This window comes from Nocardia mikamii NBRC 108933 (assembly GCF_001613505.1).
Lineage (GTDB): Bacteria > Actinomycetota > Actinomycetes > Mycobacteriales > Mycobacteriaceae > Nocardia > Nocardia mikamii.
Genome location: NZ_BDCM01000013.1, coordinates 195,733 through 219,265, shown reverse-complemented (window position 1 = coordinate 219,265; position 23,533 = coordinate 195,733). Strand labels below are relative to the sequence as shown.

At 69.3% G+C, this 23,533-nt stretch carries 20 protein-coding genes; 14 read left to right on the top strand and 6 right to left on the bottom strand.

All coding sequences use genetic code 11. From position 1 onward, the window contains the following. Positions 1-559: 559 nt before the first annotated feature. The gene (locus NMI01S_RS19085) at positions 560-1,135 is read left to right on the top strand and encodes a C40 family peptidase (RefSeq protein ID WP_062999834.1); all 576 of its coding nucleotides are present in this window, start codon (positions 560-562) and stop codon (positions 1,133-1,135) included. 119 nt (positions 1,136-1,254) lie between these two features. Here the strand turns inward: NMI01S_RS19085 and NMI01S_RS19080 are convergent, their stop codons facing one another. Next, entirely contained in the window at positions 1,255-2,400 is a 1,146-nt protein-coding gene (locus NMI01S_RS19080; protein WP_062999832.1) for an ABC transporter permease, read from the bottom strand. 88 nt (positions 2,401-2,488) lie between these two features. On the opposite strand from NMI01S_RS19080, the gene NMI01S_RS19075 reads away from it, so the two are divergent. Continuing rightward, positions 2,489-2,902: a MarR family winged helix-turn-helix transcriptional regulator gene (locus tag NMI01S_RS19075; RefSeq protein ID WP_036500411.1), complete on the top strand. Its 414-nt coding sequence runs from the start codon at positions 2,489-2,491 to the stop codon at positions 2,900-2,902. 82 nt (positions 2,903-2,984) lie between these two features. On the opposite strand, the gene NMI01S_RS19070 is transcribed toward NMI01S_RS19075, so the two are convergent. Further along, positions 2,985-3,863 carry a UTP--glucose-1-phosphate uridylyltransferase gene (locus NMI01S_RS19070; RefSeq protein WP_062999051.1) on the bottom strand — a complete coding sequence of 293 codons (879 nt, stop codon included), beginning with the start codon at positions 3,861-3,863 and terminating at the stop codon, positions 2,985-2,987. A 236-nt stretch (positions 3,864-4,099) separates the two neighbouring features. Between NMI01S_RS19070 and NMI01S_RS19065 the strand changes: the two genes are divergently transcribed. The 3 genes from NMI01S_RS19065 to NMI01S_RS19055 all read left to right on the top strand — a co-directional run bounded on the left by NMI01S_RS19065 (position 4,100) and on the right by NMI01S_RS19055 (position 9,505). Beyond that, entirely contained in the window at positions 4,100-5,428 is a 1,329-nt protein-coding gene (locus tag NMI01S_RS19065) for a DNA polymerase IV (RefSeq protein WP_245716957.1), read from the top strand. Between the two features lie 112 nt (positions 5,429-5,540). Further along, complete coding sequence (locus tag NMI01S_RS19060; RefSeq protein WP_104363133.1) at positions 5,541-6,038, top strand: WKL family lipoprotein; 498 nt, start codon at positions 5,541-5,543, stop codon at positions 6,036-6,038. Between the two features lie 197 nt (positions 6,039-6,235). Next, complete coding sequence (locus tag NMI01S_RS19055; RefSeq protein ID WP_157126291.1) at positions 6,236-9,505, top strand: arabinosyltransferase domain-containing protein; 3,270 nt, start codon at positions 6,236-6,238, stop codon at positions 9,503-9,505. Between the two features lie 5 nt (positions 9,506-9,510). On the opposite strand, the gene NMI01S_RS19050 is transcribed toward NMI01S_RS19055, so the two are convergent. Next, positions 9,511-10,218 carry a sensor domain-containing protein gene (locus NMI01S_RS19050; protein ID WP_063920788.1) on the bottom strand — a complete coding sequence of 236 codons (708 nt, stop codon included), beginning with the start codon at positions 10,216-10,218 and terminating at the stop codon, positions 9,511-9,513. Next, positions 10,206-11,201, bottom strand: coding sequence for a hypothetical protein (locus NMI01S_RS19045; RefSeq protein WP_245716931.1), 996 nt, complete (start codon positions 11,199-11,201; stop codon positions 10,206-10,208). The genes NMI01S_RS19050 and NMI01S_RS19045 overlap by 13 nt, the downstream gene beginning before the upstream one ends. Positions 11,202-11,565: 364 nt before the next feature. Here NMI01S_RS19045 and lspA point away from each other — a divergent pair, with 364 nt between their 5' ends. The 8 genes from lspA (at position 11,566) to NMI01S_RS19005 (ending at position 19,787) form a co-directional block, all read left to right on the top strand. Further along, entirely contained in the window at positions 11,566-12,129 is a 564-nt protein-coding gene (lspA, locus tag NMI01S_RS19040) for a signal peptidase II (protein WP_063920801.1), read from the top strand. Continuing rightward, positions 12,126-13,052, top strand: coding sequence for an RluA family pseudouridine synthase (locus tag NMI01S_RS19035; protein WP_062999041.1), 927 nt, complete (start codon positions 12,126-12,128; stop codon positions 13,050-13,052). Before lspA ends, NMI01S_RS19035 begins: the two co-directional genes overlap by 4 nt. Before the next feature lie 12 nt (positions 13,053-13,064). Further along, the gene (locus tag NMI01S_RS19030) at positions 13,065-13,724 is read left to right on the top strand and encodes a hypothetical protein (RefSeq protein ID WP_245716930.1); all 660 of its coding nucleotides are present in this window, start codon (positions 13,065-13,067) and stop codon (positions 13,722-13,724) included. Positions 13,725-13,789: 65 nt separating this feature from the next. After that, the gene (locus tag NMI01S_RS19025) at positions 13,790-14,701 is read left to right on the top strand and encodes an ADP-ribosylglycohydrolase family protein (RefSeq protein ID WP_062999828.1); all 912 of its coding nucleotides are present in this window, start codon (positions 13,790-13,792) and stop codon (positions 14,699-14,701) included. A gap of 99 nt (positions 14,702-14,800) precedes the next feature. Continuing rightward, positions 14,801-17,248, top strand: a complete 2,448-nt coding sequence (locus NMI01S_RS19020; RefSeq protein WP_062999036.1) for a cation-translocating P-type ATPase — start codon at positions 14,801-14,803, stop codon at positions 17,246-17,248. A gap of 93 nt (positions 17,249-17,341) precedes the next feature. Further along, complete coding sequence (locus NMI01S_RS19015) at positions 17,342-18,181, top strand: PhzF family phenazine biosynthesis protein (RefSeq protein WP_062999035.1); 840 nt, start codon at positions 17,342-17,344, stop codon at positions 18,179-18,181. A gap of 183 nt (positions 18,182-18,364) precedes the next feature. Then, the gene (gene rarD / locus NMI01S_RS19010) at positions 18,365-19,294 is read left to right on the top strand and encodes an EamA family transporter RarD (protein ID WP_062999826.1); all 930 of its coding nucleotides are present in this window, start codon (positions 18,365-18,367) and stop codon (positions 19,292-19,294) included. A 79-nt stretch (positions 19,295-19,373) separates the two neighbouring features. Continuing rightward, entirely contained in the window at positions 19,374-19,787 is a 414-nt protein-coding gene (locus NMI01S_RS19005) for a VOC family protein (protein ID WP_062999033.1), read from the top strand. Between the two features lie 62 nt (positions 19,788-19,849). Here NMI01S_RS19005 and NMI01S_RS19000 read toward each other — a convergent pair whose 3' ends face one another. Both NMI01S_RS19000 and NMI01S_RS18995 read right to left on the bottom strand, forming a co-directional pair. Beyond that, positions 19,850-20,467, bottom strand: coding sequence for a class I SAM-dependent methyltransferase (locus tag NMI01S_RS19000; RefSeq protein ID WP_062999031.1), 618 nt, complete (start codon positions 20,465-20,467; stop codon positions 19,850-19,852). Between the two features lie 130 nt (positions 20,468-20,597). After that, positions 20,598-22,037, bottom strand: coding sequence for an alpha/beta hydrolase family protein (locus NMI01S_RS18995; protein WP_245716929.1), 1,440 nt, complete (start codon positions 22,035-22,037; stop codon positions 20,598-20,600). 220 nt (positions 22,038-22,257) lie between these two features. Here NMI01S_RS18995 and NMI01S_RS18990 point away from each other — a divergent pair, with 220 nt between their 5' ends. Then, positions 22,258-23,508, top strand: a complete 1,251-nt coding sequence (locus NMI01S_RS18990; RefSeq protein WP_062999029.1) for a serine hydrolase domain-containing protein — start codon at positions 22,258-22,260, stop codon at positions 23,506-23,508. Positions 23,509-23,533 lie beyond the last annotated feature (25 nt).

The window sequence follows — 23,533 nt, the reverse complement described above, 5'->3', positions numbered from 1 at the left end:
CTTCCGAGTCCGCAGCGGAATGCGAGTGCGAGATCGGTGGCCCCGCGAGCCTGGGCGTCTCTACGTCGGAACCGGCCAAGTCCGGTTGGCACTCGCCAAGCCCGGTCGGAACCGACCAGGTCTGGTCGGAACCGGTCGGGTCCGGTCGGGTCCGGTCGGGTCCGGTCGGGTCCGGTCGGGTCCGGTCACGTATACCCAGGTAGACGGCGCTCACACACCGCCTTCGAGCGTGGCGACAGGGGCGAGCGCGGCGGGTGGCGCGCCGATTCCCGGTATGACCTGGGGTGTGTCCCGTGTGGCCGGAACGGATCACGGTTGCGGATTGGTACTTGTGGTGTGCATGTGACTTGCGCTAAAACAGCTATGTCACAGCAACCGTCACTCTTTAGTTGAGCTTAGGTGTTTTTCCCGGATCGACCCCCCGTTGAAGCTGCACTACCAGGTAGTTGACCGGCTGAGATGCCCGTGGGGAAGCGGCCATCCCAAGTCCATGCAGTGTGCTGTGTAATCGCCGGTCGGTGTGCCGTGGTGGATGCATGTCATACCGAAGGGCGAGTACATGGCACCGCTATCCGTGCGCGGATCCTCGCGCCGCAGATACACCCGCTATCTCTTGGCCGCGATCGCGGCGGCCGTCTCCGTGTCGATGTGGGCGGGTCCGGCCACCGCGGCACCCGCCGACACCGGCAGTTCCTCCGGATCCCTCGACGCCGGCAGCAGCTCCGGATCGGGTAGCGGATCGGCCTCCGGCAGCGCCAGCGGTTCGGCGGCGCTGCCGCTGCCCAGCCCGCGGGCGTCGATCGCGCTGAGCATCGCCGGCTCACAGGCGGGCAAGCCCTACGAGTGGGGCGGGACCGGGCCCAACGCCTACGACTGCTCCGGACTCGTGCAGTGGGCGTTCCGGCAGGTCGGCATCATGCTGCCGCGCACCACCTGGGAGCAGGCCACCGCGGGCAGTGCCGTGCCGTTCGGCGCGATGATGCCCGGCGACGTGGTCGTCGTGAATACCGACGGCTCCCACGAGGGCATCTACGCCGGCGGCGGCATGCTGCTCAACGCCTACGGGCCCGGCGTGCCGATCGGACTGACACCGCTGAGCGAATTCGACATCTACGCGATCCGCCGCTTCTTCTGAGCCGAGTGCCCGGGCTGCGAATTCTCGTATCGCAACCCGGGCCCGCGCCGACTACTCCGCGATGTGGGCGCGTCCCGCATGGCGATCTGCCGCGGACCTGTTCGCGCGGCGACGCGAGTTCAGACGCCCACCGCCTGTTCGATCTCCTCCTCGGCGTCGGAGTCCTCGTCGACAACTCCGCCGACTGCGGCGCTCTCGGTCGGGCGGTGTGCCTCGACCGGTACTCCGCCGGTGGTCGGGAGAGCCGCGTGTGCGGCACCGGGCGTGGCCGCGTGCGCCGGAACGTGTGCCGCGGACTGCGCGGCGGCGCGGCGGCGTTCGTGGGCGCCGCCCACGAGCACCAGCACCACACCGGCCGCGAACCACAGCGCCAGGCTCGCGATCCGGCCGCCGAGGCCGCCGTTGCCGTCGAAGTAGAGCAGGCTGCGGGCGCCCTCGACGAAGCCCGCGCCGTTCCAGAACGAATGCAGGGCGCCGAAGAAGCCGTTCTGCAGTTCGGGGCGGTAGATGCCGCCGGAGGTGGTGAAGTTCAGCATGACGAACAGCACCATCACCGCGAGCGTGGTCCAGCGCTTCAGGAACGGGTGCAGGCCGATGCCGATGAAGAGGATGCCCGCGGCGTACAACCAGCCCATCGCCCAGATCGAGGCGTCATTGTGGTCGACGACGTGGAAGATCGGTCCGGCCAGCACGATGCCGATCACACTCACGACGAACGAGGTGGCCACCGCGGTCAGCGCCCGCACGGCCATGCGGGTGCCCGCGCCGGCGACGCTGATCGCGGCGACGCTGCCGTAGGCGCCGATGCTGAGCGCGACGAGGACGAAGAACAGGCCCTGCCCGGTCGGGTCGCCCGCGGCGGTGGGCGCGATATCCGTCGTGCGCAGCGGCAGATTCTGCTGGGCGGTCACGGCGCCGAACACCGTTTCGACGGCCATCGCGGTGGTATCCGAATTCGCCTTGGCGACAAGCAGTTCGGGGGATTGCGCATCGGGAACGAAGGCGCCGGCCAGATCGCGATGCTGCAACCGGTTCACGGCGTCGGCGCGGTCGGCGATCGTGACGACGTCGAGCGCGTCACCGGCGCGGTCCTTCAGCGTCTGTGCCATCACCTTGACCTGGGGGCTGTCGCCGACGATCGCGACCTGCACATGGTGCGGTTCGGGCTGGTGGAAGGCACCCAGGTAGGCCAGGCCCATGCCCAGGCACATCAGTAACGGGGTCAGCAGATGTCCGGCCATGTGCCGAAGCTGGTGCAGGGACATGATCGCCACTCCAAAGGTTGGTAAATACAACTATCGTTTGTTGTACTATACAACCATGAAGGGGTCGCAGCCATACCCGTCCCGCACTGTGGCGATTCAGACAATCCAGCGCGAGCTCACCGCGTTCGCCCGTCGCGCCCGCGGGCGCGCCGCCGAACTCCATCCGGAACTACCGCTGGTGGCCTACAGCATTCTCGATCTGGTGATCGCGCGCGACGGCTGCCTAGCCGCCGAACTGGCCGAGTATTTCGTGCTCGACAAGTCCACGATGAGCAGGCAGGTAGCGGCGCTGGAGAAGCAGGGCTACCTCGTCAAGGAGGTCGACCCGGCCAACCGCCGCAACCACGTCCTGCACGCCACGCCGGAGGGCCGGCGCGTCGCGGCCGACTCCGAGCGGGCGCGCAGTGCCGCGGTGAACGAACGCTTCCGCGACTGGGACGACCATGACGTCGCCCGGCTCGCCGCCTATCTGGAGCGCTACAACGCCGCCGACGGCGGCTGAACGCCGCACTTCACCGACGCCCGTCCTTCGGAGGCGGCGGGTGCGGTTCCACGCCGCGAGAATCGTTGCGGCGCTCGGAATCTCACTCGTTGCACAGATCGCGCAGCAGCGGCCCGTACTGAGGGTGGCTGAGCGCGGAGGCGAACTGGGCGACCAGATAATCCGCCGGATTGCCGGTGTCGTACCAGCGGCCGCGGATCACCTGTCCGTAGACCGGGTTCGAGGCGGCGAAGACGTTGATGGCGTCGGTCAGATACACCTCGCCGGTGTGGTGGGTGTACCACTGGTCGACCTGCTTGCGCAGCTCGTCGACGATGCCGGGAGTGACGACGTATCCGCCGATCGCGGCGTATGCGGAGGGTGCGTCCTCCGGCTTCGGCTTCTCCCGCAACCCGCTGATGCGCATGAGGCCGGGCTCGTAGGAATCCTCGACCACCGGCACGCCGTAGCGCTGGGAGTCGGAGGGATCCATCGGCATCAACGCCAGCACCGGCGAGCCGGTCTTGTTGTAGGCGTCGATGAGCTGCTGCGCCCGCGGCACCTCGGCGACGAAGACGTCGTCGGGCCACAGCACCAGCATCGGCTCGTCGCCCAGCGCGCGGGCGGCGTTGAGCACCGGCGTGCCGTTGCCGTAGGGGCCGTGCTGGTCCAGATAGGTGATGTGGCCGAGCCGGCCGAGTTCGCCGACCTCTTCCACGGCGTCGGCATAGGCGGATTTACCGTCGGCGCGCAGCTGCGCCACCAATGCCGGATTGGGACGGAAATGGTCCTGGATCAGGGACTTCCCGCCGCTCACCACGATCGTGATATCGGTGATGCCGGAGGCTACCAGCTCCCGCACGGTGTGCTCGATCACCGGTTTGTCGCCGACCGGCAGCATCTCCTTGGGGATGGCCTTGGTCAGCGGCAGCAGGCGGGAGCCGATGCCGGCGGCTGGGATCACTGCCTTGCGGATGGTCATGAACCGATCATCACACACTTCCGCTGCCGGATATGTCGGTCCCCACGCGTAGATTTCCGGGTATGCACTCTGCCCCCGACGCGGCTACCAGCGGTCTCGTGCCTGGTCAGCGGGTATCCGCCGGGGTCGACGCGGGTGCCGGGGCCGGGCCGGCAGTGCATCTGCACGCACAGGAACCCGACAGCAATTTCGGAGCCGGCACGGTCGCGGCGCGGCGCTGGGTGCTGCACATCGATATGGACGCCTTCTTCGCCTCGGTCGAACAGCTGACCCGCCCGACATTGCGCGGGCGGCCCGTCCTCGTCGGCGGGATGGGCGGCCGGGGCGTGGTCGCGGGGGCCAGCTACGAGGCGCGGGTCTTCGGGGCCCGTTCGGCGATGCCCATGCATCAGGCGCGCCGGCTGGTCGGCGTCACCGCGGTGGTGATCCCGCCGCGCGGGGTGGTCTACGGCGAAGTCAGCGGACAGGTCTTCGAGACCCTGCGGTCGTGGATTCCGGTGCTCGAGACGCTGTCGTTCGACGAGGCGTTCGGTGAGCCCGCCGAACTCGCCGGTGCGAACGCGGCGCAGGTGCGTGAATTCTGCGAGCAGTTGCGGCGATCGGTGCGGGAGCGAACCGGGCTGGTGGCCTCCGTCGGCGCCGGTACCGGCAAACAATTGGCCAAGATCGCGTCGGGACTCGCGAAACCCGATGGGGTGCGGGTGATTTCACCGGCCGAACAGCAGGCGCTGCTGGCCGGGCTGCCGGTGCGCAAACTGTGGGGGATCGGGCCGGTGGCCGAACACCGGCTGCGTTCGGTGGGCATCGAAACCGTCGGTGCGTTCGCGGCCCTGCCCGAACCGGAGGCGGCGTCGCTGCTGGGTGGCAGTGTCGGCGCGGCGCTGCACCGGCTCGCCCGCGGTATCGACGAACGACCGGTCGCCGAACGGGCCGAGGCCAAACAGATCAGCGCCGAAACCACCTACGAGACCGACATCGTCACGCTGGCGCAGCTGCGCCCGGCGATCGAGGCGATGGCTCAGGCCGCGCACCGGCGGCTGCTGCGCGACGGCCGCGCGGCCCGCACGGTGGTCCTGAAATTGAAGAAGAGCGATATGAGCATCGTGACGCGCTCGCTCACCCTGCCCTACGCCACCACCGATCCGGCCACGCTCACCGCGGCGGCCCAGCGCTCGGCCATTGATCCCGTCGAATTGGGCTCGATTCGGTTGGTGGGTGTGGGATTCGGCGGTTTGTCGGCGGTGCGGCAGGAATCGCTGTTCCCCGAGCTGGATCGCGACACCGGTGCGGTGGGCGACGCGATCTTCGAGGAACCGATCGCCGCGCCGGCGCTGGCGGAGGAGCCGGTCGTGCCGCCGCCGACCCGCTCCTACACCACCGAGTTCTGGTATCCCGGACGCGATGTCGGCCACCCCCGGTATGGCCACGGCTGGGTACAGGGCAGCGGACACGGCCGGGTCACCGTTCGATTCGAGACCCGCTCGACAGGGCCGGGCCCGGCGTATACGTTCGCTGCCGACGATGACGATCTCACCCCGGCCGATCCACTCCTTAGTCTTCGTTGAAATTTGGCGGGTAGCGTGAGGCCACTCGTGCACTGCCGCCGGTCGGGTGGGAGCTGTCACGTGAACGGAACCAGACCAACTCGAACGCAAAGGACGAGCATTGAAGCTTCAGATGACTGGACGCATCGCGGTCGCCACCCTGGCTGTCGTGGCTGCGCTCGGCATGTCTGCCTGCGGCAGCGGTGACAAGCACTCGAGCCACAAGTCCACCACGACCAAGGCCGCCGCCACCTCGGCCGCCAACGTGCCGCCGGTGCCCACGGTCGCCGATCTGAACTCGGAGTTGGCGCAGGCGCTGGACCCGGGCGTGCCGGCCGCGCAGAAGGCCCAGTGGCTCGAGGACGGTCAGGACGCCCTGGCCAAGGATCCCGAGATGATGCAGAAGCTGACCGACGCGTACCAGCAGAACAACGCCAAGATCAACGTCACCGATGTGGCGTATCTCGGCGGCGACACGCTGACCGCGAAGGTGGACTTCTCCGTCAACGGCGGTGCGCCGACCAAGGCCGACGTGCCGTTCGTCGCCCAGGACAACAGCTGGAAGCTGCAGAAGAGCTGGGCCTGCGCCGGCCTGAAGAATCTGGGCCAGCAGTCGCCCGCGTGCGAGTAGTTCTCGTCGTACCGGTCCGGGCCGGCGTTCCGCGCGGAACGCCGGCCCGAGTCGTTCCCAGCGCGATGACGAGGTGCGACGACGAGGCGCTATGCCGTGACGGACGCACAATGAAACTAAACAAAGACTGAGAAAGGTCGGACGACTTCGTTCGTTCCGGAGGCCCCGCGCTAGCATCTGCCTCCGTGACCGACACGATGGTGAGGGCGGACGACACGCCCGCGGCAGGACAGGGACACCGGGTCGACCGGTCACGACTCGCTCGCTGGGCCCAGCCGATCGCGCTGATCGCCGGACTCCTGGGCGCCCTGTGCGCCATCGCGGTACCGCTGTTGCCGGTGCAGGTCGACCACACCACGCTGTCGTGGCCGCAGCAGGGCTCGACCCGCGGCATCGACGCGCCGCTGGTTTCCTACGCCCCGCTGACCTTCGACGCCACCGTCACGTGCGCGGCGCTCGCGCAGTTGCCCGCAGAGGGTTCCACACTGACCGCCACCATGCCGTCCAGTGCCCCGGACCTGGAGCGATACGGTTTCGTCGCGCGGGTCCGGCCCGGAACCGACGGTAAGCCCGGCCAGTTCGAAGCGGTGTTGCGCAACCAGTCCCTGGCCAGTGTCCCGGTGGACCGGCTCGGCGGCGACTGCGCCTTCACCGTGCATTCCGAAATCTCGCACACCACAGCCGCTTTCACCGGTGCCGACGTGAAACCGGTGACGCTGCAGGGTGATTGGCGCCCGCAGCTGGTGGGTGTGTACAGCGACCTGACCCGGGCCGCCGGAACCAGCGTCACCGCCCAGGTCGACAGCCGATTCTCCGTGGTGCCCACCGTGCTCAAGCGGATCGCGACCGTGCTGGCGGTGGCGTTCACCCTCATCGCGCTGGCCGCGCTGTTCCGCCTGGACCGGCTCGACGGCCGGCGCGTCCGGCGGTGGCTGCCCCAGCGGTGGTGGAGCTTCGGACCGGTCGACGCCGTGGTCCTGGGCGGACTGGTGATCTGGCATTTCATCGGCTCGACCACCTCCGACGACGGCTATCAGTTCGGCATGGCGCGCGCGTCGCTGGTGTCGGGATATATGGCGAACTACTTCCGGTTCTTCGGTGTGCCCGAAAATCCGGTCGGCACACCGCCGTACGACATCATCGCGCATATGACCGAGATCAGCACCGCGAGTCCGTGGATGCGGATTCCGACACTGCTGGCCGGTGTGGTGACCTGGCTGGCGCTGAGCCGGGAGGTGATTCCGCGCCTCGGTGTGGCGGTGCGTCACGACCGGGTGGCGGTGTGGACCGGCGCGCTGATCTTCCTGGCGGTCTGGCTGCCCTACAACAACGGTCTGCGACCGGAACCCGTGATCGCGGTCTGTGTACTGCTCACCTGGTGTTTCGTCGAACGCGCCATCGCGACCCGGCGCCTGCTGCCCTATGCGATCGCGATCCTGGTGGCGGCGTTCAGTTTCACCGCGGCGCCCTCGGGCGTGATCTGCGTGGCGCCGCTGCTGGCCGGTATGCGATCGGTGTTCCGCTTCGGCAGTGTCCGGGCGCGCGAGCTCGCCGCCGATCCGCAGACGGGTGAGCATCGCTCCCGCTGGGCCGTGCTGTACGGCTACGGTTCCCTGCTCGCGCCGCTGGCGGCGGCCGGGGCCCTGGTGCTGGCCTTCGCCTTCGCGGTGCAGCCGCTCTCGGCGATGTTCGAGATGCGCCGCGTGCACACCGCGGTCGGCCCCTCAGACCCCTGGTACAACGACTACCTGAACTATCAGTGGTTGTTCATGCCGACCGCCGATGGTTCGATCGGGCGCCGCTTCGGCATGGTGGCGATGTGGCTGGGCCTGCTGGTCTGCGTCTTCGTCCTGCTGCGCAAGGGCGGGCGCATCCCGTTCACCGCGGGCGGGCCGGCGCGGCGGCTGCTCGGCATCACCTTCGCGTCGATGCTGCTGATGGCCACCACTCCCACCAAATTCACCCACCACAACGGCGTGTACGCCGGACTGGCGGGTGGGGTGGCGGTGCTGACCGCGGTCGCGGTCGGCCCGCGGGTGATGCGCTCGCCGCGCAACCGGGCGTTGTTCGGCGCGGTGGTCGCCTTGGTGATGGCGCAGATCTTCACCAGCGTCAACGAATGGTGGTACGTCTCGAGCTACGGCATTCCGTGGTGGGACAAGCCGCCCTCGATCCACGGCTTCGGGCTGAGCAAGCTCTTCCTCGCCGTGGCCGTGGTGCTGCTGGCACTGGCCGGATGGTGGCATGTGCGCGCACCGGAACCCGGTACGCCGCACCGGATTTCGCGCCCGGCGTGGCGATGGGCGAAGATTCCGCCGCTGACTGTCGCCGCGGCGCTGCTGGTGGTGTTCGAGATGGCCTCGTTCGCCAAGGGCGCGGTCGCCCAGTATCCGGCGTTCTCGCTGGCGCGCTCGAATGTGGATGCGGTACTGGGTAAACCGTGCGGACTGGCCGACGACGTACTCGTCGAAACCGATCCCAACGCCTCGATGCTGGCGCCGCTGACCGGTGACCCGCAGACGACGTTCACCGCCGGCGCGACCGGATTCGTGCCCAACGGTGTCGGCGATCTGACCCCGGAGGGGGAGCCGACCAACAGCAGCAGTATCTCCAGCGCCTTCGACAGCGGGAAGAACCAGGGCGAGGCCGGCACCCAAACCGCCGGTGCGCCACTGCCGTACGGCCTGGACTCGGCCACCACCCCGGAACTGGGCACCGCCGGCCAGCAGGATCCGGCCGAACTCACCACCGGCTGGTACCGGCTGCCTCCGGCCGCCGAGCGCACCGGGATCGTGGCGATCACCGCGGCCGGGCGCATCCGCTCGATCGACAAGGACGGCGTGGTCACCCCCGGCCAGCGGGTCGAGATCGAATACGGCACCAGCGATTCACCGACCGACGCGCATGCGCTGGGCTCGGTGATCCCCGTCGATATCGGGCCGACACCGTCGTGGCGCAACCTTCGGGTGCCGTTCGGCCAGATCCCGCCGCAGGCCGATGTGATCCGCATCGTCGCCCAGGACAGCAGCCGCGACCCCAACCAGTGGCTGGCGCTGACACCGCCGCGCGTCCCGCGCACCACGACCTTGCAGGACATGGTGGGCTCGCACAGTCCGGTACTGCTGGACTGGGCGGTGGGACTGCAGTTCCCGTGCCAGCGGCCCTACGACCACCGCGACGGGATCGCGCAGGTTCCGAACTGGCGCATCCTGCCCGATCGCACCGCCGCACACGACACCACACTGTGGGAGAGCCACGAGGGCGGCGGCCCGCTGGGCTGGAGCCAGCAGTTGCTGAGCTCGCAGACCCTGGCCACCTATCTGAAGGACGACTGGCGCCGGGACTGGGGTGAACTGCAGCGGCTGACCCCGCGCGACACCTCCGCGACCGCCGCGGTGCCCACGGTGACCCGGGAGAGCCACGGCGGCATGTGGAATCCGGGCCACATCAACACCGCTTGGGGTTGAGGCCGCTAGGGTCCGGCGGCACCTTCCAGTCGCCGGACCTGTTTGGCCGTGAGGTCCTGCAGCGCGGCCGGATCCACTTGCGCCGGTGAGGTTTCCGCGATCTGCACCACACTGCTGCCGACCACGGCGATCGTGGCCGCGGAATACAGCGACATACCACCGCTGGTGGTGCGGATCTGGAACGAGGTCGACACCGAACCGGCCTTGGGCTGATCGAGCCCGCCCAGCCGGTAGTCGACCGAGGTGCCGTCGGCATCGGTGCCGGAATAGCCGCGGCAGTCGTGCAGCAGCTTCTGCGCCGCCGCGAACGCCTGGGCCGCATTCCCGTCGGCATAGCTGGCGATATCGATATCGATACTGGCGAAATTCGGCGACGAGTAGTGCACCGCGCCGCGGGCGGACGGCCCGCTGTACAGATCACCCACGGGCGCCAGCACTTTCGCGCATTCGGCCGGATCGGTGCGGGAGCGGTCCGGGGGTGTCTGCCCGTTACCCGGTGCGGCGTCCTCGAGTTGGGTGAAACCCGGGGGAAGGTCGGCCGGGGTGAGCAACCGCGCCCGCAGCGCATCGGAATCGGTGACGGCCGGGGCGGTGATCGGGGGCACGGGCGCCGTCGCGGACAGCGCCGGCAGCGAATCGTCGTGGTGTCCGCACGCGCTCACCCCGACGACGACGCCCGCGAGGACGACCGCGGCGCGATTCACTCGCCCCATCGCACCTGCGTCCGGACGTCCTGGCGCAGCAGCACCTCGGTGTGCGGATCCCGGTAGCACTGATTGCCGCCGATGGTGATCGCGCCCGAAACCGGAAGTGGCAGGCCGAGATCCACGGTGATGGTGCCCGCACCGTGCATGAGGTAGTCGATGATGTCGAGGTCACCGGAGTTGTTGGGCAACTGCCAGGTGGCCGATGTGGGCGTCTGCGTGATGTCGAGGGCGATGGTCAGTAGATTGCCGTCGCGCTTGGTGAGCGTCGCGGTCGTCATCTGGTCCAGCGGAACCACACCCGAGACGCGTTGATGGACCGTCCACACCGCTCCCTCGCCGACCGCGTCGGCGGGGAAGGCGATCGCCTCGTACACCGCCTGGTAGAAGGCTTGTTCGATGGCGGCGCGGGCGGGGTCGGGCGTCGACGGGGCGGGCGCCATGCGTAGTGCGGTGACGGCGCCGAGATCGGTGAACTCGATGCCGGCGTGGGATCCGTCGGCCGCCAGCAGTTGCTGATCCAGGGCCGGGTCCGGTGACGTGGCCGTGCCGAGGACGAGGTCCACGCCGTCGGCCTTCGCGTCCGCGGTCAGCGGAATCGTCACCGCCGGCGGCGAGAAGTCCCGCACCGCCTGATCGTTGATCTGTTGTTCGACGTGGTGGTCGGTGCGCAGGGTCACCTGCTGGGACGTGCCGGGCCGGACGGCCGGGCGCAGCGGAGCGTGCGGTTCCTCACCCGGAGTGACCAGGGTGGCGACCGCGGCGGAGATCGGCAGGGTGACCTCCTTGCCGAAACCCGACGGCTCCACCTCGGCGTCGCTGGTGGTCTCGGTCCCGTCGCTGCAACCGACGCCGAGCGCGGAGAGGGTCACCGCCAGTACCATCAACAGCACTCCCGAGCGCGCCGCGCGCGGATTCGGGCCCCGGCCGGAGGCACCCGAGGGGCGCGGACCGGTTACCGAGGCGCAGGAGTGGGAAGACAACACCGTCACGCCGAACAGGGTACGACCGGTTCCTGAAAAACAGCTTTGACTCCCGCTCGGCCCGGTGCCGGGTGACGGCACCGCGAACCGGCGGTGACGTGATAAGGAATGATGGCTAGCTGTGAATACGGACCGGCCGCGTGAGCAGCACCTCGACGATCCCGACGAACCCCCGCGTGAGTCCGCGGCGGATCGGGGCGCCGACCGCGACGAAGAATCCGGCGCGCGCGACACCGGCTCGGGTTCCGCTCCGGCAGCGAGCGGCTCGGATGCGGCCGCTCAGAACGGGACCGCGTCGGACCGCGGCGACAGGGACGAGGCCGCGAGCACCGCTGGAGCCGGTGCGGATTCTGCGGCCGGATCGCCCGCGCGGATGTCCGGCGCCCCGGCGGCCGTCCCGCGCCGCCTGCCGTGGCTGCTGCTGATCGCGGCCGTCGTGCTGGCCGTGGATCTGGGCACCAAGGCCCTGGTGGTGGCGAAGATGACGCCCGGCGAACCGATTTCGATCATCGGTGACGTGGTGCGGCTGACCCTGATCCGCAATTCCGGCGCGGCGTTCTCGATGGCCACGGGCATGACCTGGCTGCTGACCCTGATCGCGGTCGCCGTGGTGATCGGCGTGATTCGCATCGGCCGTACTCTGCGCTCGCTGAGCTGGGCGATCGGCCTCGGCCTGGTTCTCGGTGGTGCGCTGGGCAATCTGGTGGACCGGCTGTTCCGTTCGCCCGGCCCGCTGCAGGGGCATGTGATCGACTTCATCGCCGTCACCAAATGGTGGCCGGTGTTCAACGTCGCCGATTCCTCGATCGTGTGCGGCGCGATTCTGCTGGTGGTGCTCACGGTGTTCGGATTCGAGCCCGACGGCACCCGCGCCGGCCACGACGATGACCAGGGCGCCCGCGCCGGTGACGATCAGAACGGGAAGGCGGGCGAATGAGAGAGACACGAGCCATGCCGATCCCCGACGGTCTGGACGGCATGCGGGTCGACGCCGGACTCTCGCGGCTGCTGGGCCTGTCGCGGACCGCGGTCGCCGCGTTGGCCGAGGACGGTTCGGTGCAGATCGACGGCACCGCGGCCGGGAAGTCCGATCGGCTCGTGGCCGGGGCCTGGCTGGAAGTGGAGTTCCCCGAACCGAAACGAGAACTCACCGTCGAGGCCACCCCGGTCGAGGGCATGAAGATCCTCTACGCCGACGACGACATCGTCGCGGTCGACAAACCGGTCGGCGTCGCCGCGCACACCGGAGTCGGCTGGTCGGGACCCACCGTGGTGAGCGGGCTGGCCGCGATGGGCTACCGCATCTCGACCTCCGGCGCGCACGAACGCCAGGGCATCGTGCACCGGCTCGACGTCGGCACCTCCGGGGTCATGGTGGTGGCGCAGTCCGAGCACGCCTACACGGTGCTGAAGCGGGCGTTCAAACAGCGCACGGTCGACAAGCGGTATCACGCGCTGGTGCAGGGGCATCCGGATCCGTCCAGTGGCACCATCGACGCCCCGATCGGGCGGGCCCGCGGCAACGACTGGAAATTCGCGGTCACCGCCGACGGCCGGCCCAGCGTCACCCATTACGACACCGTCGAGGCATTCCAGGCCGCGAGCCTGCTCGACATCCACCTGGAAACCGGGCGCACCCATCAGATCCGCGTGCATTTCTCCGCGATCCGCCACCCCTGCTGCGGTGATCTCACCTACGGCGCCGATCCGCGGCTGGCCGAGCGGCTGGGCCTGCAGCGGCAGTGGTTGCATGCGCGCAGTCTCGGCTTCGCCCATCCCGCCGACGGTCGCTGGATCGAGATCACCAGCGACTATCCCGGCGATCTGGAGCATGCGCTGGCTGTGCTGCGCGCGGTGTGACGGATGCGGCCGGTGAGTGAGAAGTGGCGCGCCGCAGCCGGTTTCGTGGTCGTGGTGGTGCTGGTGATCGCCGTGGTCGCGTTGGGCTGGGCGCGGCCGCCGCGGGCGTCGATCCTCGGCACCGACCGGCTCGGGCCGGACCCCGGCGAACACGTCGCCGACTATCTCGAGCGCGCGCACGAGTCGCTGTCCGGCGCCGATACCGCGCCCCGCTGGGCCCTGGCGACCGCGAGCACCGGGCTGACTACCGACGCCGTCGTCGAAATCGGTGCGGGACTGCGTATTTCGCAGGTGCTCTATCACGTTGCGATCGACCGCGTGTACACCCCGGTGATCACGGTGCCGGTTCCGGCCGGGACCCCCGCGCTGCGGGCCGCGCAGGCGGCGGCCGCGGGCGCGATGGATCACGTGCAGGCCGACGACGACCGCACCCGGCGCCTCGCGGCGGTGCTGGCCACGCGCCTGCACTCCGGCTGCGCCTGCGCGGTGAACCTGGTGGTCCGCGGCACCCTCGCCCAGCTGCGAGGTCTGGCCTCCCGCAGCGAGATTCGCAGTGTGCAGGCGCTGCCGCCGGATGCCGCCGCGGGGGCGTTCGCCGTGGTGCCGTTCCTGCCCGAACACGTCGACGTGGTCGCGCCGGGCCCCGACGACGGCCCGATCCCCGACCACTGAACCGGGACCGGCGCTGTCGGTGCCACCCGGCATAATCGAGGCAGGCGAGGGGAGAGGATGTGCCGGTGCATCGAGACGCAGGGCTGCGGGACAGGGCACAGGGGGTGCTGCTGGGGACCGCCGCCGGTGACGCCCTGGGCGCCGGCTACGAATTCACCCATCCGGCAGCGGATTCGGTGATCGAGATGCGCGGTGGCGGCTCACTGCGGTGGGAGCCGGGGGAGTGGACCGACGACACCGCGATGGCGGTGGGGGTCGCGCTCGCGGCCGCCGAACACGGTGCGCTGCACCACCCGGCGGGCTTGGACGCCGTCGCCCGGCAGTTCGTGCGCTGGTGGGACAGCCGGCCCAAGGACGTCGGATATCAGACCAGTCAGGTGCTGCAGTGGCGCAGCGCGGACGCGGCCGATATGCGCCGCCGCTCGTTCGAACTCGATGGGCTCACCGGCGGCAACGGATCGCTGATGCGCACCGCGCCGGTGGCCCTGTGCTATCTCGACGATCCGGACAACTGCGCCCGCGCCGCCCGGGCGGTGAGCGAACTCACCCACAGCGATGTGCGGGCCGGCGAGGCGTGCGTGCTGTGGACGTGGGCGATCCGGCATGCCGTGCTCTACGGCGACTACGACGGCGTGCGCGGCGGCCTGGCCTTCGTGGACGCCGATTTCTGGGCCGCTCTGCTGGACGAGGCCGAATCCGGCGATCCCGCGGACTTCCCGAAGAACGGCTGGGTGGTGCACGCGCTGCAGACGGCCTGGTGGGCGATCACCCATACCGAATCCCTGCCGGCCGCGCTGGAAGCAGCCGTGCGCGCGGGCGGCGATACCGATACCACCGCCGCCATCGCGGGCGGATTACTGGGCGCCCGCTGGGGTGCCTCGGCGATCCCGCCGCAGTGGGTCGCGCTGCTGCACGGATATCCGCGGCTGCGCGGTGACGATCTGGTCGCGCTCACCCGCCGCATCGTCGATCGCTGAACCGCGCACCACGCACGACCGGATGCCCGATGGTTGCCCACTTCGGGGCCCGGTACCGGATGCCGTCCGATTCGCCGGAAACGCTCTAGGCTGTCGGACATGTCGATCACCGAGCAGCAAGCGCGCGCACCGGGTCTGACCGCGTCCGAGGTCGCACAGCGCGTTCGTGACGGGCAGACCAACGATGTGCCGGATCGCGCGAGCCGATCGGTTGCCGACATCGTCCGGGCCAATGTGTTCACCCGGATCAACGCCATCCTCGGCGTCCTGTTCGTGCTGGTCCTGGCCACCGGATCGATCATCGACGGCATGTTCGGCCTGCTGATCGTGGCCAACAGCGTGGTCGGCATCGTGCAGGAGCTGCGCGCCAAGCAGACCCTGGACAAACTCGCCATCGTCGGCCAGGCCAAGCCGGTGGTGCGCCGCGACGGCGCCGCCACCGAGGTCGGCCCCAAGGAAGTGGTGCTCGACGATCTGATCGAACTGGGTCCCGGTGATCAGATCGTGGTCGACGGCGAGGTCGTCGAATGCGAACTGCTCGAGGTCGACGAATCCCTGCTCACCGGTGAGGCCGATCCGATCGACAAAACGGTCGGCGCGAAGGTGATGTCCGGCAGTTACGTGGTCGCCGGATCGGGCGCCTACCGGGCCACCAAGGTCGGCAAGGACGCCTACGCGGCGCAACTGGCCGACGAGGCCTCGAAATTCACCCTGGTCGACTCGGAGCTGCGCAGCGGTATCGACACCATCCTCAAAGTGATCACCTACCTGCTGATTCCGGCGGGGTTGGTCACCATCTACAACCAGCTGTTCTCCAGCCACCAGAGCTGGCGGCACGCGCTGAACGGTATGGTCGCCGCGCTCGTCCCGATGGTGCCGGAGGGCCTGGTGCTGATGACCTCGATCGCGTTCGCGGTCGGCGTCGTGCGGCTGGGCCAGCGCAAATGCCTCGTTCAGGAGCTGCCGGCGATCGAGGGCCTGGCCCGGGTCGACGTGGTGTGCGCGGACAAGACCGGCACCCTCACCGAAAACGGGATGCGGCTGTCGCAGCTGCGGGTGGTCGGCGATGTGCCCGAACAGCGGTTGCGCTCGGTCCTGGCCGCGCTCGCCCACGACGATCCGCGTCCCAACGCCAGCGTGCTGGCCATCGCCGAGGCCATGACGGAGGATCCGGACTGGTCGTCCACCGCGGTCGCGCCGTTCAGCTCGGCCAAGAAGTGGAGCGGCCTCTCCTACGGCGAGCACGGGAACTGGCTGCTCGGCGCACCGGACGTGCTGCTCGATCCCGATTCCGGCATCGCCGCCACCGCGCAGGACATCGGCGCGCAGGGCCTGCGGGTGCTGCTGCTGGCCTCCTCGGATCGCCCCGTCGACGACCCGGACGCGCCGGGCACGGTGACGCCGCAGGCGCTGGTGGTGCTGGAACAGAAGGTGCGCCCGGATGCCCGCGAAACACTGGATTACTTTGCCGGCCAGGATGTCTCGATCAAGGTGATCTCCGGCGACAACGCGGTGTCGGTGGGCGCGGTGGCGTCCTCGCTCGGCCTGCCCGGCGGGGACCATGCCGTCGACGCGCGCCGATTGCCCACCGCCCAGGGGGAATTGGCCGATGTGCTGGACCGTGAAACCACCTTCGGCCGCGTCCGCCCGGATCAGAAGCGTGCGATGGTGGGTGCGTTGCAGTCGCGTGGGCACACCGTCGCGATGACCGGCGACGGCGTCAACGACGTGCTGGCGCTCAAGGACGCCGATATCGGTGTCGCGATGGGTTCGGGCAGTCCGGCCACCCGCGCGGTCGCGCAGATCGTGTTGCTGGACAACCGTTTCGCCACCCTGCCGTACGTGGTGGGGGAGGGCCGGCGGGTGATCGGCAATATCGAGCGCGTCTCGAACCTGTTCCTCACCAAGACCGTGTACTCGGTCCTGCTGGCCTTCCTGGTCGGCGTGGCCGGCATCGGATCGCAGATCTTCGATTACGCCCCGCTGTCGTATCCGTTCCTGCCGCGCCACGTCACCATCGCCGCCTGGTTCACCATCGGCATCCCGGCCTTCATCCTCTCGCTGGCTCCCAACAACGAAAGGGCGCGAACGGGTTTCGTGCCGCGGGTGCTGCGGCTGGCGATCCCCTCCGGCACGGTGATCGGGGTGATGACCTTCATCGCCTATCTGATCGCCTATTGGAGTGCGGACCAGAGTCTGCCGGCCGAGGCGCGCGAGGTGCAGATCGGCACGACGGCGCTGATCACGCTGCTGGTGATCGCGGTGTGGGTGCTGGCGATCGTGGCGCGGCCGTGGAACTGGTGGAAGATCGCGCTCATCGCCGGGTCGGTCGCGGGCTATCTGATCCTGTTCACGGTGCCGTTCACCCGGCACTTCTTCAAACTCGACCCGTCGAACGCGGAGCTGACCGGGGTGGCATTCGCCTGCGGTGCCGTCGGCATCGTGCTGGTGGAGGTGGCGTGGTGGATCACCGCGATGGTGACCGGCGAACAGCGGCACCTGTTCCCGGATTCGCCGGGCCGGAAGCCCGTGGGGCACAAGGACTGAGCCGCGACGGCACGTCAACTGGTCGCATGGTATGGCGCGCCGTGAACGTCCTTGTGCCCCGCATCGATTCGCAACGCGGGTACCTTCGGCAGTATGGAGGTCCTGCTGCATCAGATCGATGCGTTCGCGGATGCGCCCTTCACGGGTAATCCAGCGGCGGTGATGCCGCTGCTGGGCTGGTTGCCCGACGAGCTGCTGCAGCGGCTGGCCGAGGAGAACCGGCTGTCCGAGACGGCCTTCTACACCTCGGCGCTGCCGGTGGAGGCCGGCTTGCCGCCCGGTGACGGCCCGGCGTTCTGGCTGCGCTGGTTCACCCCGGCCACCGAGGTCGACCTGTGCGGGCACGCCACCCTCGCCACCGCGGCGCAGATCTTCGACGATATGCATCCCACCGCCGAAAGGCTGCACTTCTTCACCCGCAGCGGCTGGCTCGGCGTCGAACGCACCGGCCCGGAGCTCGAGCTCGACCTGCCGCTGGTGGAATCGGTGGACACCGTCCCGGACCCGGATCTGATCGCGGCGCTCGGGGTGCGCCCGGTGCGCGTGCTGACCGGCCAGGACGAGGTGGTCGTGGTCGACACCGAAGCCGAAGTGCGCCGGGCTCGCCCTCGTTTCGGCGCCTTTCCGGCGCTGCGGCGCGGTGTGATCCTCACCGCGCGCGGTGACCGCTGCGATTTCGTCTCCCGCTTCTTCGCCCCCGGGGTCGGCGTCGACGAGGATCCGGTCACCGGCTCGGCGCATGCCCAGCTGGCACCGCTGTGGGCCCGCGATCTCGGCCGCAGCGAATTATCGGCCCGCCAGTTGTCCGCCCGGACGGGCCGGCTGCGGTGCACGGTGAGCGGCTCCCGGGTGTTGCTGACCGGCCGCTGCCACCGCTACCTCGACGGTGTGGTGCGTCTGCCGCACGAGGAGACCCTGTCCCTTCCGCAGTGAGGAGACGGGGAAGGGGCGCACTGCTTCGGTCGGCGCTCCAGGGTGGGTTCGGCACCGCGACCGCGCCGGCGATCCGCGCGGTGCCGACGAGAGCGCCGTCCGAAACCTGCTCGACAGATGTTGCCGGACGGAAGTAGCGTGCCGCTCGTGCGGGTGCGTGGAGCGGTGAGTGGTACGGAGGAGATGTCCGGCGCGGGTGGCTCGGTGCGGCGGCGGCTCGGGCGGTCGCTCACCGGTGGCGGGGTGGCGGTCGGCGCGGGGGCGTATCTGATCTGGGGAATGTTTCCCGCGTTCTTCGGATTGCTCGACTTCGCGGGACCGGTGGAGATCCTGGCGCAGCGGATTCTGTGGACCCTGGTCGTGGTGCTGGTGTTGCTGCTGGCGGCCGGGCGGTTGCGTGAACTGGGGGCGATCGACGGCCGCACCTGGCGGCTGGCGGCGGTGGCCGCGGCGGCGATCTCGATCAACTGGGGGACCTACGTCTACGGCGTGACATCGGGGCACGTGGTGGAGTGCGCGCTCGGCTATTTCATCAATCCGCTCGTCACGGTCCTGTTCGCGGTCGTGCTGTTCCGGGAGCGGCTGGTGTGGCCGCAGTGGGTCGCGCTCGGGCTCGGCGGCGCCGCGGTGGTGGTGCTGACCGTCGACTACGGCAAGCCGCCGGTGATCGCGCTCGTCCTGGCCTGTTCGTTCGCCACCTACGGTCTGGTGAAGAAGGTCATCCGGCTCGACCCGATGCGCAGCGTCGCCGCCGAGGGCGTGGTGTCCGCGCCGTTCGCGCTGGCCGTCGTCATCGCGCTGGGCGTGCGCGGGGACGCCGAGTTCGGGCACGGAGCCGGCCACACCGCCCTGATGGTCGCCACCGGCCCGGTGACGCTGATCCCGCTGTTGCTGTTCGCCTTCGCCGCCTCGCGGGTGCCGCTGTCGACCATGGGGATTCTGCAATACCTCACTCCCGCACTGCAATTGGCCTGGGGTGTGCTGGTGGGGCACGAGCCGATGCCGGCCTCGCGCTGGATCGGATTCGGGCTGATCTGGACGGCTCTGGCGGTCTTCACCGGGGACGCGCTGCGGCGGTCCCGGCGCTTGGCACGGCGGGACGCGCTGGGTTAATGTCGGATTCGTGGCGATGCTCCCGTAGGCCGACGAGTACCGGTCCGGGGTCGGGATCGTCACTATCAGAGGAGAAATCCTGTCCATCCAGTTCAACCACACCATTGTCGGCTGTCGTGACAATCGGGAATCGGCGCAATTCTGGGCCGATATTCTGGGGTTGAGTGTGGGAACGCCGTGGGGTCCGTTCATTCCGGTCACCGTGCACAACGGCGTCACCTTCGACTTCGCCCGGGTCCCGCCGCATATCACCGAGATTCAGCCGCAGCATTACGCCCTGCTGGTCTCCGAACCCGAATTCGACGCGGCCTACGCGAAGATCCGGGATCGCGGGCTGCCGTTCTGGGCCGACCCGCAGCAGAGCCGGGAAGGCGAGATCAACCACAACGACGGCGGTCGCGGAATCTATTTCCTCGACCCCAGCGGTCACTACATGGAATTGCTGACCGTACCGTACGGCGGTTGGCCAGCGGCGACCGGCGAACAGCGGTAGTGCGCGACCGGCGGCCGAATTCGCTTCGGCCGCCGGTTTTTCCGATATCGACTTCGTCGCCGTCAAGGCGAGACGGCGATACCGAGCGACAGTGCGGCGAACGTCTTCGGCGCCGGAGAATCGTAGAACCGATCCAGCTCGGTGATCTCGAATCCGGCCTCGTCCAGCAATCCTCGGATATCGCGGTTCAGGTGGCAGCCACCCGCGATCACCTGCTGGATCGGATCGAGCCGATGCTGCCAGTTGCGCACGTTCGCGTCCGGCGCCAGACCGTGTTCGACGAAGTGGAAAGTGGCGCCGGGCATCAGAACTCGCCGCACCTCCCGCAGCGCGACGGCGATATCCGGAATCGTGCACAGCGTCCAGGTCGACAACGCGCTGTCGAAACTGTTGTCCGCGAAGGGCAATGCCTGTCCGTCCAGCCCCGCCCGTTCCACCGGCACCGGCGAATCCGCGACCCGTTTCGCCGCCAGCCGCCACCCCAGATCCGCCGGTTCCACGGCACTGACGCGACTCACCCCGGCGGGATAGAACGGCACGTTGCGGCCCGAGCCGAAACCGATCTCCACGACCCGGCCGCGCAACCCGGCACACACCCGGCGGCGCAACCGGTCGTTGGCCGCCACTCCGCACACCCGATCCGTCAACCGCGGCAGCAACCGCTCGCTGTAGATTCCCACCCCCTCACTGTGTCAAGTCGCCCTGCGCGCCGCTACCCGCCAGGGCACACCGGGGTGACGTATGCCGGCGGCCGCGATCGTCTGTGTCCCGGAAACCAACTACGTCCGAGCGTTCACGCCGCCCGGATCGCTACGGCACCGGGGTGACGTATGTGCCCAGCCACGTCGTGATGTAGTTCAGCACCTCGGGTGCGATCGTCGTTTCGATCGTCGGATATTCCTTCGGGCTACCGGTATCGGCGGGCTGCATCAGATGGTTGAGTCCGTCGAAGACGCGGACGTCGGCATTCGGGTCGCCCGCCAGATCCGCCCGGGCGGCCGGGGCGCTCTGGGCGGCGGGAACCTGCACGTCCTTGGTCCCGTAGAAGGCCAGCACCGGAATGCGCAGCGCCCGCAGGGCCGGTGCCGGGTCGTAGTCGACCAGGGCCTGGAAATACGGCGTGGTCAGCTGATCGATCGCCGACTGCGGCTGGCGCTGCTCCGGCGGTAGCGAGTCGTTGTGTTCGGTGGCGAAGCGGCGGACCTGCTCGTCGTCACCGGTACGGATCAACGTGGTCAGCGTGGTGATGTAGCCGACCTGTGCGCGGATGGCGTCGGCGTCGGCGTGCTCGCTGCGCAGCATCAGCTCGTTCTGTGCGAGCAGCACCTCCGAGCCCGGCACCGCCGGCCCGGCCATCATGATCACGAAGGCGAGCCGGCTGTCGGGGCGGGTGGCGGCCAGCGGTGCGAGATAGCCGCCCTCGCTGTGGCCGAGCAGGCCGATGTGGTTGCCGTCGATGTCGGGGCGGCTGCGCAGATAGCCCAGCCCGGCCATGATGTCGTCGGTGAGGTCGGTGTAGCTGCAGGTGTCGAGCTGTCCGCCGGTGCCGCCCACGCCTCGGTCGTCGGTGCGCAGAACGGCGTATCCGGCGCGGGTGAGCGTATCGGCGAGAAGCAGGAACGGTTTGTGCCCGGCGATCTCCTCGTTGCGATCCTGTGGTCCGCTGCCGGATACCAGGACGACGGCCGGATACGGTCCCGGCCCTCGCGGCCGGGTGAGCGTCCCGGCGATGGCGGTGCCGTCGCTGCTGCGGTAGCCGACGTCCTCGGAGAGATACGGCCACGGCGGAGGCGGCTCCTGCGGGCGCAGCGGGGCCGGCACTTTCCCGCGGTGCAGGGTCAGCGCCAGATCGTGACCGGACTGGGTGAAGGTGCCGGTGACGACATCGGCGCGACGGTCGTAGCGGCCGTTGAAGTGCGGATCGCCCGGCAGTCCGGGGATCGTGAAGGCGATCGCATCGGGCGCGATATCGACCTGTTCGAGGGGCAGATCGAAGATGCCCTGCGCCGGAACCGTCACGCTCCCACCGCCTTCGGTGAAGGTCACCCCGATCGGCAGCTGCTGATTCGGCAGCGGCACCACCCCGTTCCAGTCGCCGGTGACCGGTGCGGGGCGCGGCGTCGCGGTCACCTTGTCGGAAGTCGAGCAGGCCGCCAGGGCCACGGCGAGCAGCGTGGCGACCGCCGCGATCAGGGCCCGATGCCGCCGCGATGTCGGCGGTGTCCCCGCCCGGCCGCGGGATCCCGGCAAATCGGAGCTCTCAGACCGCGGCGATCGCATGTCTCAACCATGGCACACCGTCGCGGGCGCAGGGCTGTTTCGGCAGGTCACGGCAGGGGATGTCGGAGCGGCCGGGGAGGTCACAAGCCGGATCCGCGCCGCGTGCGGTCCGCGTCGAACCGGTCTCGGGGGTGTCACCGTGCGGACAACGTCGTTGCCCGCGCAACGGTACGCCCGTACCGTAGGCTTTGTGAGCAACGACGCTTTACCCGCAGGTTCTGCGGCTCTGCCCGCAGGTGTGCGTGGCTCGGCCGCGGTCGAGTTCGAACCCTTGGTGCGTAATTTCGCACGGATCGTCGGGGGCCGTGCCGGAGCCGGAGGCGGTCTGACCGTGCTTCGGCACGGTGAGCCGGTGGTCGATGTCTGGACCGGCTACTCCGATCTCACCACGCCCTGGACCCGCGAGACGGGCAGCGTCGCGTTCTCCGCGACCAAGGGCATCGCCTCCACCGTCATTCATCGCCTGGCCGACCGCGGCCTGATCGACTACTCCGCTCCGGTGGCCGAATACTGGCCGGAATTCGGTGCGGCGGGCAAATCGCGAATCACGGTGGCGCAGTTGCTCACTCACCGCGCCGGACTGTCCTCGCTTCCGCCCGTCGCCGGCGGACTCGACGAGGTGCTCGACCACGAACTCATGGAACACCGCCTGGCGGCCGCCGCGCCGGACCGGTTGCTGGGGGTGCCCGCCTACCACGCCCTGACCTACGGCTGGCTGCTGGCGGGCCTGGCCCGGGCGGTCACCGGCATGAATATGCGCGAGCTGTTCCGCACCGAGGTCTCCGAGCCGCTGGGCATCGACGGCCTGCATCTCGGGCGTCCGGCGCCGGACTCGGGCACCACCGTCGCCGCGCTCGCCGGTTCCCGGCTGGCCGTGGCCGGAACCGCGCTGGGTGCCCTGGTTCTCGGGCAGGCCGGACGTTTCCCGGGGCCGGCCGGCGCCGCGACTCGCGCGCTGTTCCTGCCGGGACTGCACGCGCTGTTCGATGGTGACGAACCGTCCATTCTCGCGACCGAAATGCCCGCCGGTAACGGCGTGTTCACCGCGAACGCGCTGGCGTCGGTCTACGGTGTGCTCGCCGACGGCGGCATGATCGCCGGTCGCCGGTATCTGTCGGCGCAGACCATGCGCCAGATCCGGCGCGTGCAGACCCACCGGCTCGATCACGCCCTGTTCTACTTCCCGATGATGTGGCATCTGGGCTATCACACGTTCCCGATTCCGGGGGCTTCCTCCGGGTTCGGCCATATCGGGCTGGCCGGGTCGTTCGGCTGGGCGGAACCGCGCCTGGGTCTGTCGGTCGGCTTCGTGCACAACCGATTCACGCCCCAGTCGTTCGTCTGGGATCAGCTGGCCGCGGCCTGGGTGCTGCCGCTGGTGATGCGCGGCGCCAAGGCCATGCGCGACGGCCGCCGCACGTCGCAGCGACGCGCCGCGTGAACATCGAACTGCCCTGTGCCGCAGG

Excerpts from the sequence above, each read along its gene's own strand:
- NMI01S_RS19055 (WP_157126291.1), top strand. The coding sequence starts at position 6,236 with ATGGTGAGGGCGGACGACACGCCCGCGGCAGGACAGGGACACCGGGTC.
- NMI01S_RS19085 (WP_062999834.1), top strand. The coding sequence starts at position 560 with ATGGCACCGCTATCCGTGCGCGGATCCTCGCGCCGCAGATACACCCGC.
- NMI01S_RS19080 (WP_062999832.1), bottom strand. The coding sequence starts at position 2,400 with ATGTCCCTGCACCAGCTTCGGCACATGGCCGGACATCTGCTGACCCCG.
- NMI01S_RS19020 (WP_062999036.1), top strand. The coding sequence starts at position 14,801 with ATGTCGATCACCGAGCAGCAAGCGCGCGCACCGGGTCTGACCGCGTCC.
- NMI01S_RS19015 (WP_062999035.1), top strand. The coding sequence starts at position 17,342 with ATGGAGGTCCTGCTGCATCAGATCGATGCGTTCGCGGATGCGCCCTTC.
- rarD (WP_062999826.1), top strand. The coding sequence starts at position 18,365 with ATGTCCGGCGCGGGTGGCTCGGTGCGGCGGCGGCTCGGGCGGTCGCTC.
- lspA (WP_063920801.1), top strand. The coding sequence starts at position 11,566 with ATGTCCGGCGCCCCGGCGGCCGTCCCGCGCCGCCTGCCGTGGCTGCTG.
- NMI01S_RS19050 (WP_063920788.1), bottom strand. The coding sequence starts at position 10,218 with ATGGGGCGAGTGAATCGCGCCGCGGTCGTCCTCGCGGGCGTCGTCGTC.
- NMI01S_RS19065 (WP_245716957.1), top strand. The coding sequence starts at position 4,100 with ATGGACGCCTTCTTCGCCTCGGTCGAACAGCTGACCCGCCCGACATTG.
- NMI01S_RS19035 (WP_062999041.1), top strand. The coding sequence starts at position 12,126 with ATGAGAGAGACACGAGCCATGCCGATCCCCGACGGTCTGGACGGCATG.
- NMI01S_RS19060 (WP_104363133.1), top strand. The coding sequence starts at position 5,541 with ATGACTGGACGCATCGCGGTCGCCACCCTGGCTGTCGTGGCTGCGCTC.
- NMI01S_RS19070 (WP_062999051.1), bottom strand. The coding sequence starts at position 3,863 with ATGACCATCCGCAAGGCAGTGATCCCAGCCGCCGGCATCGGCTCCCGC.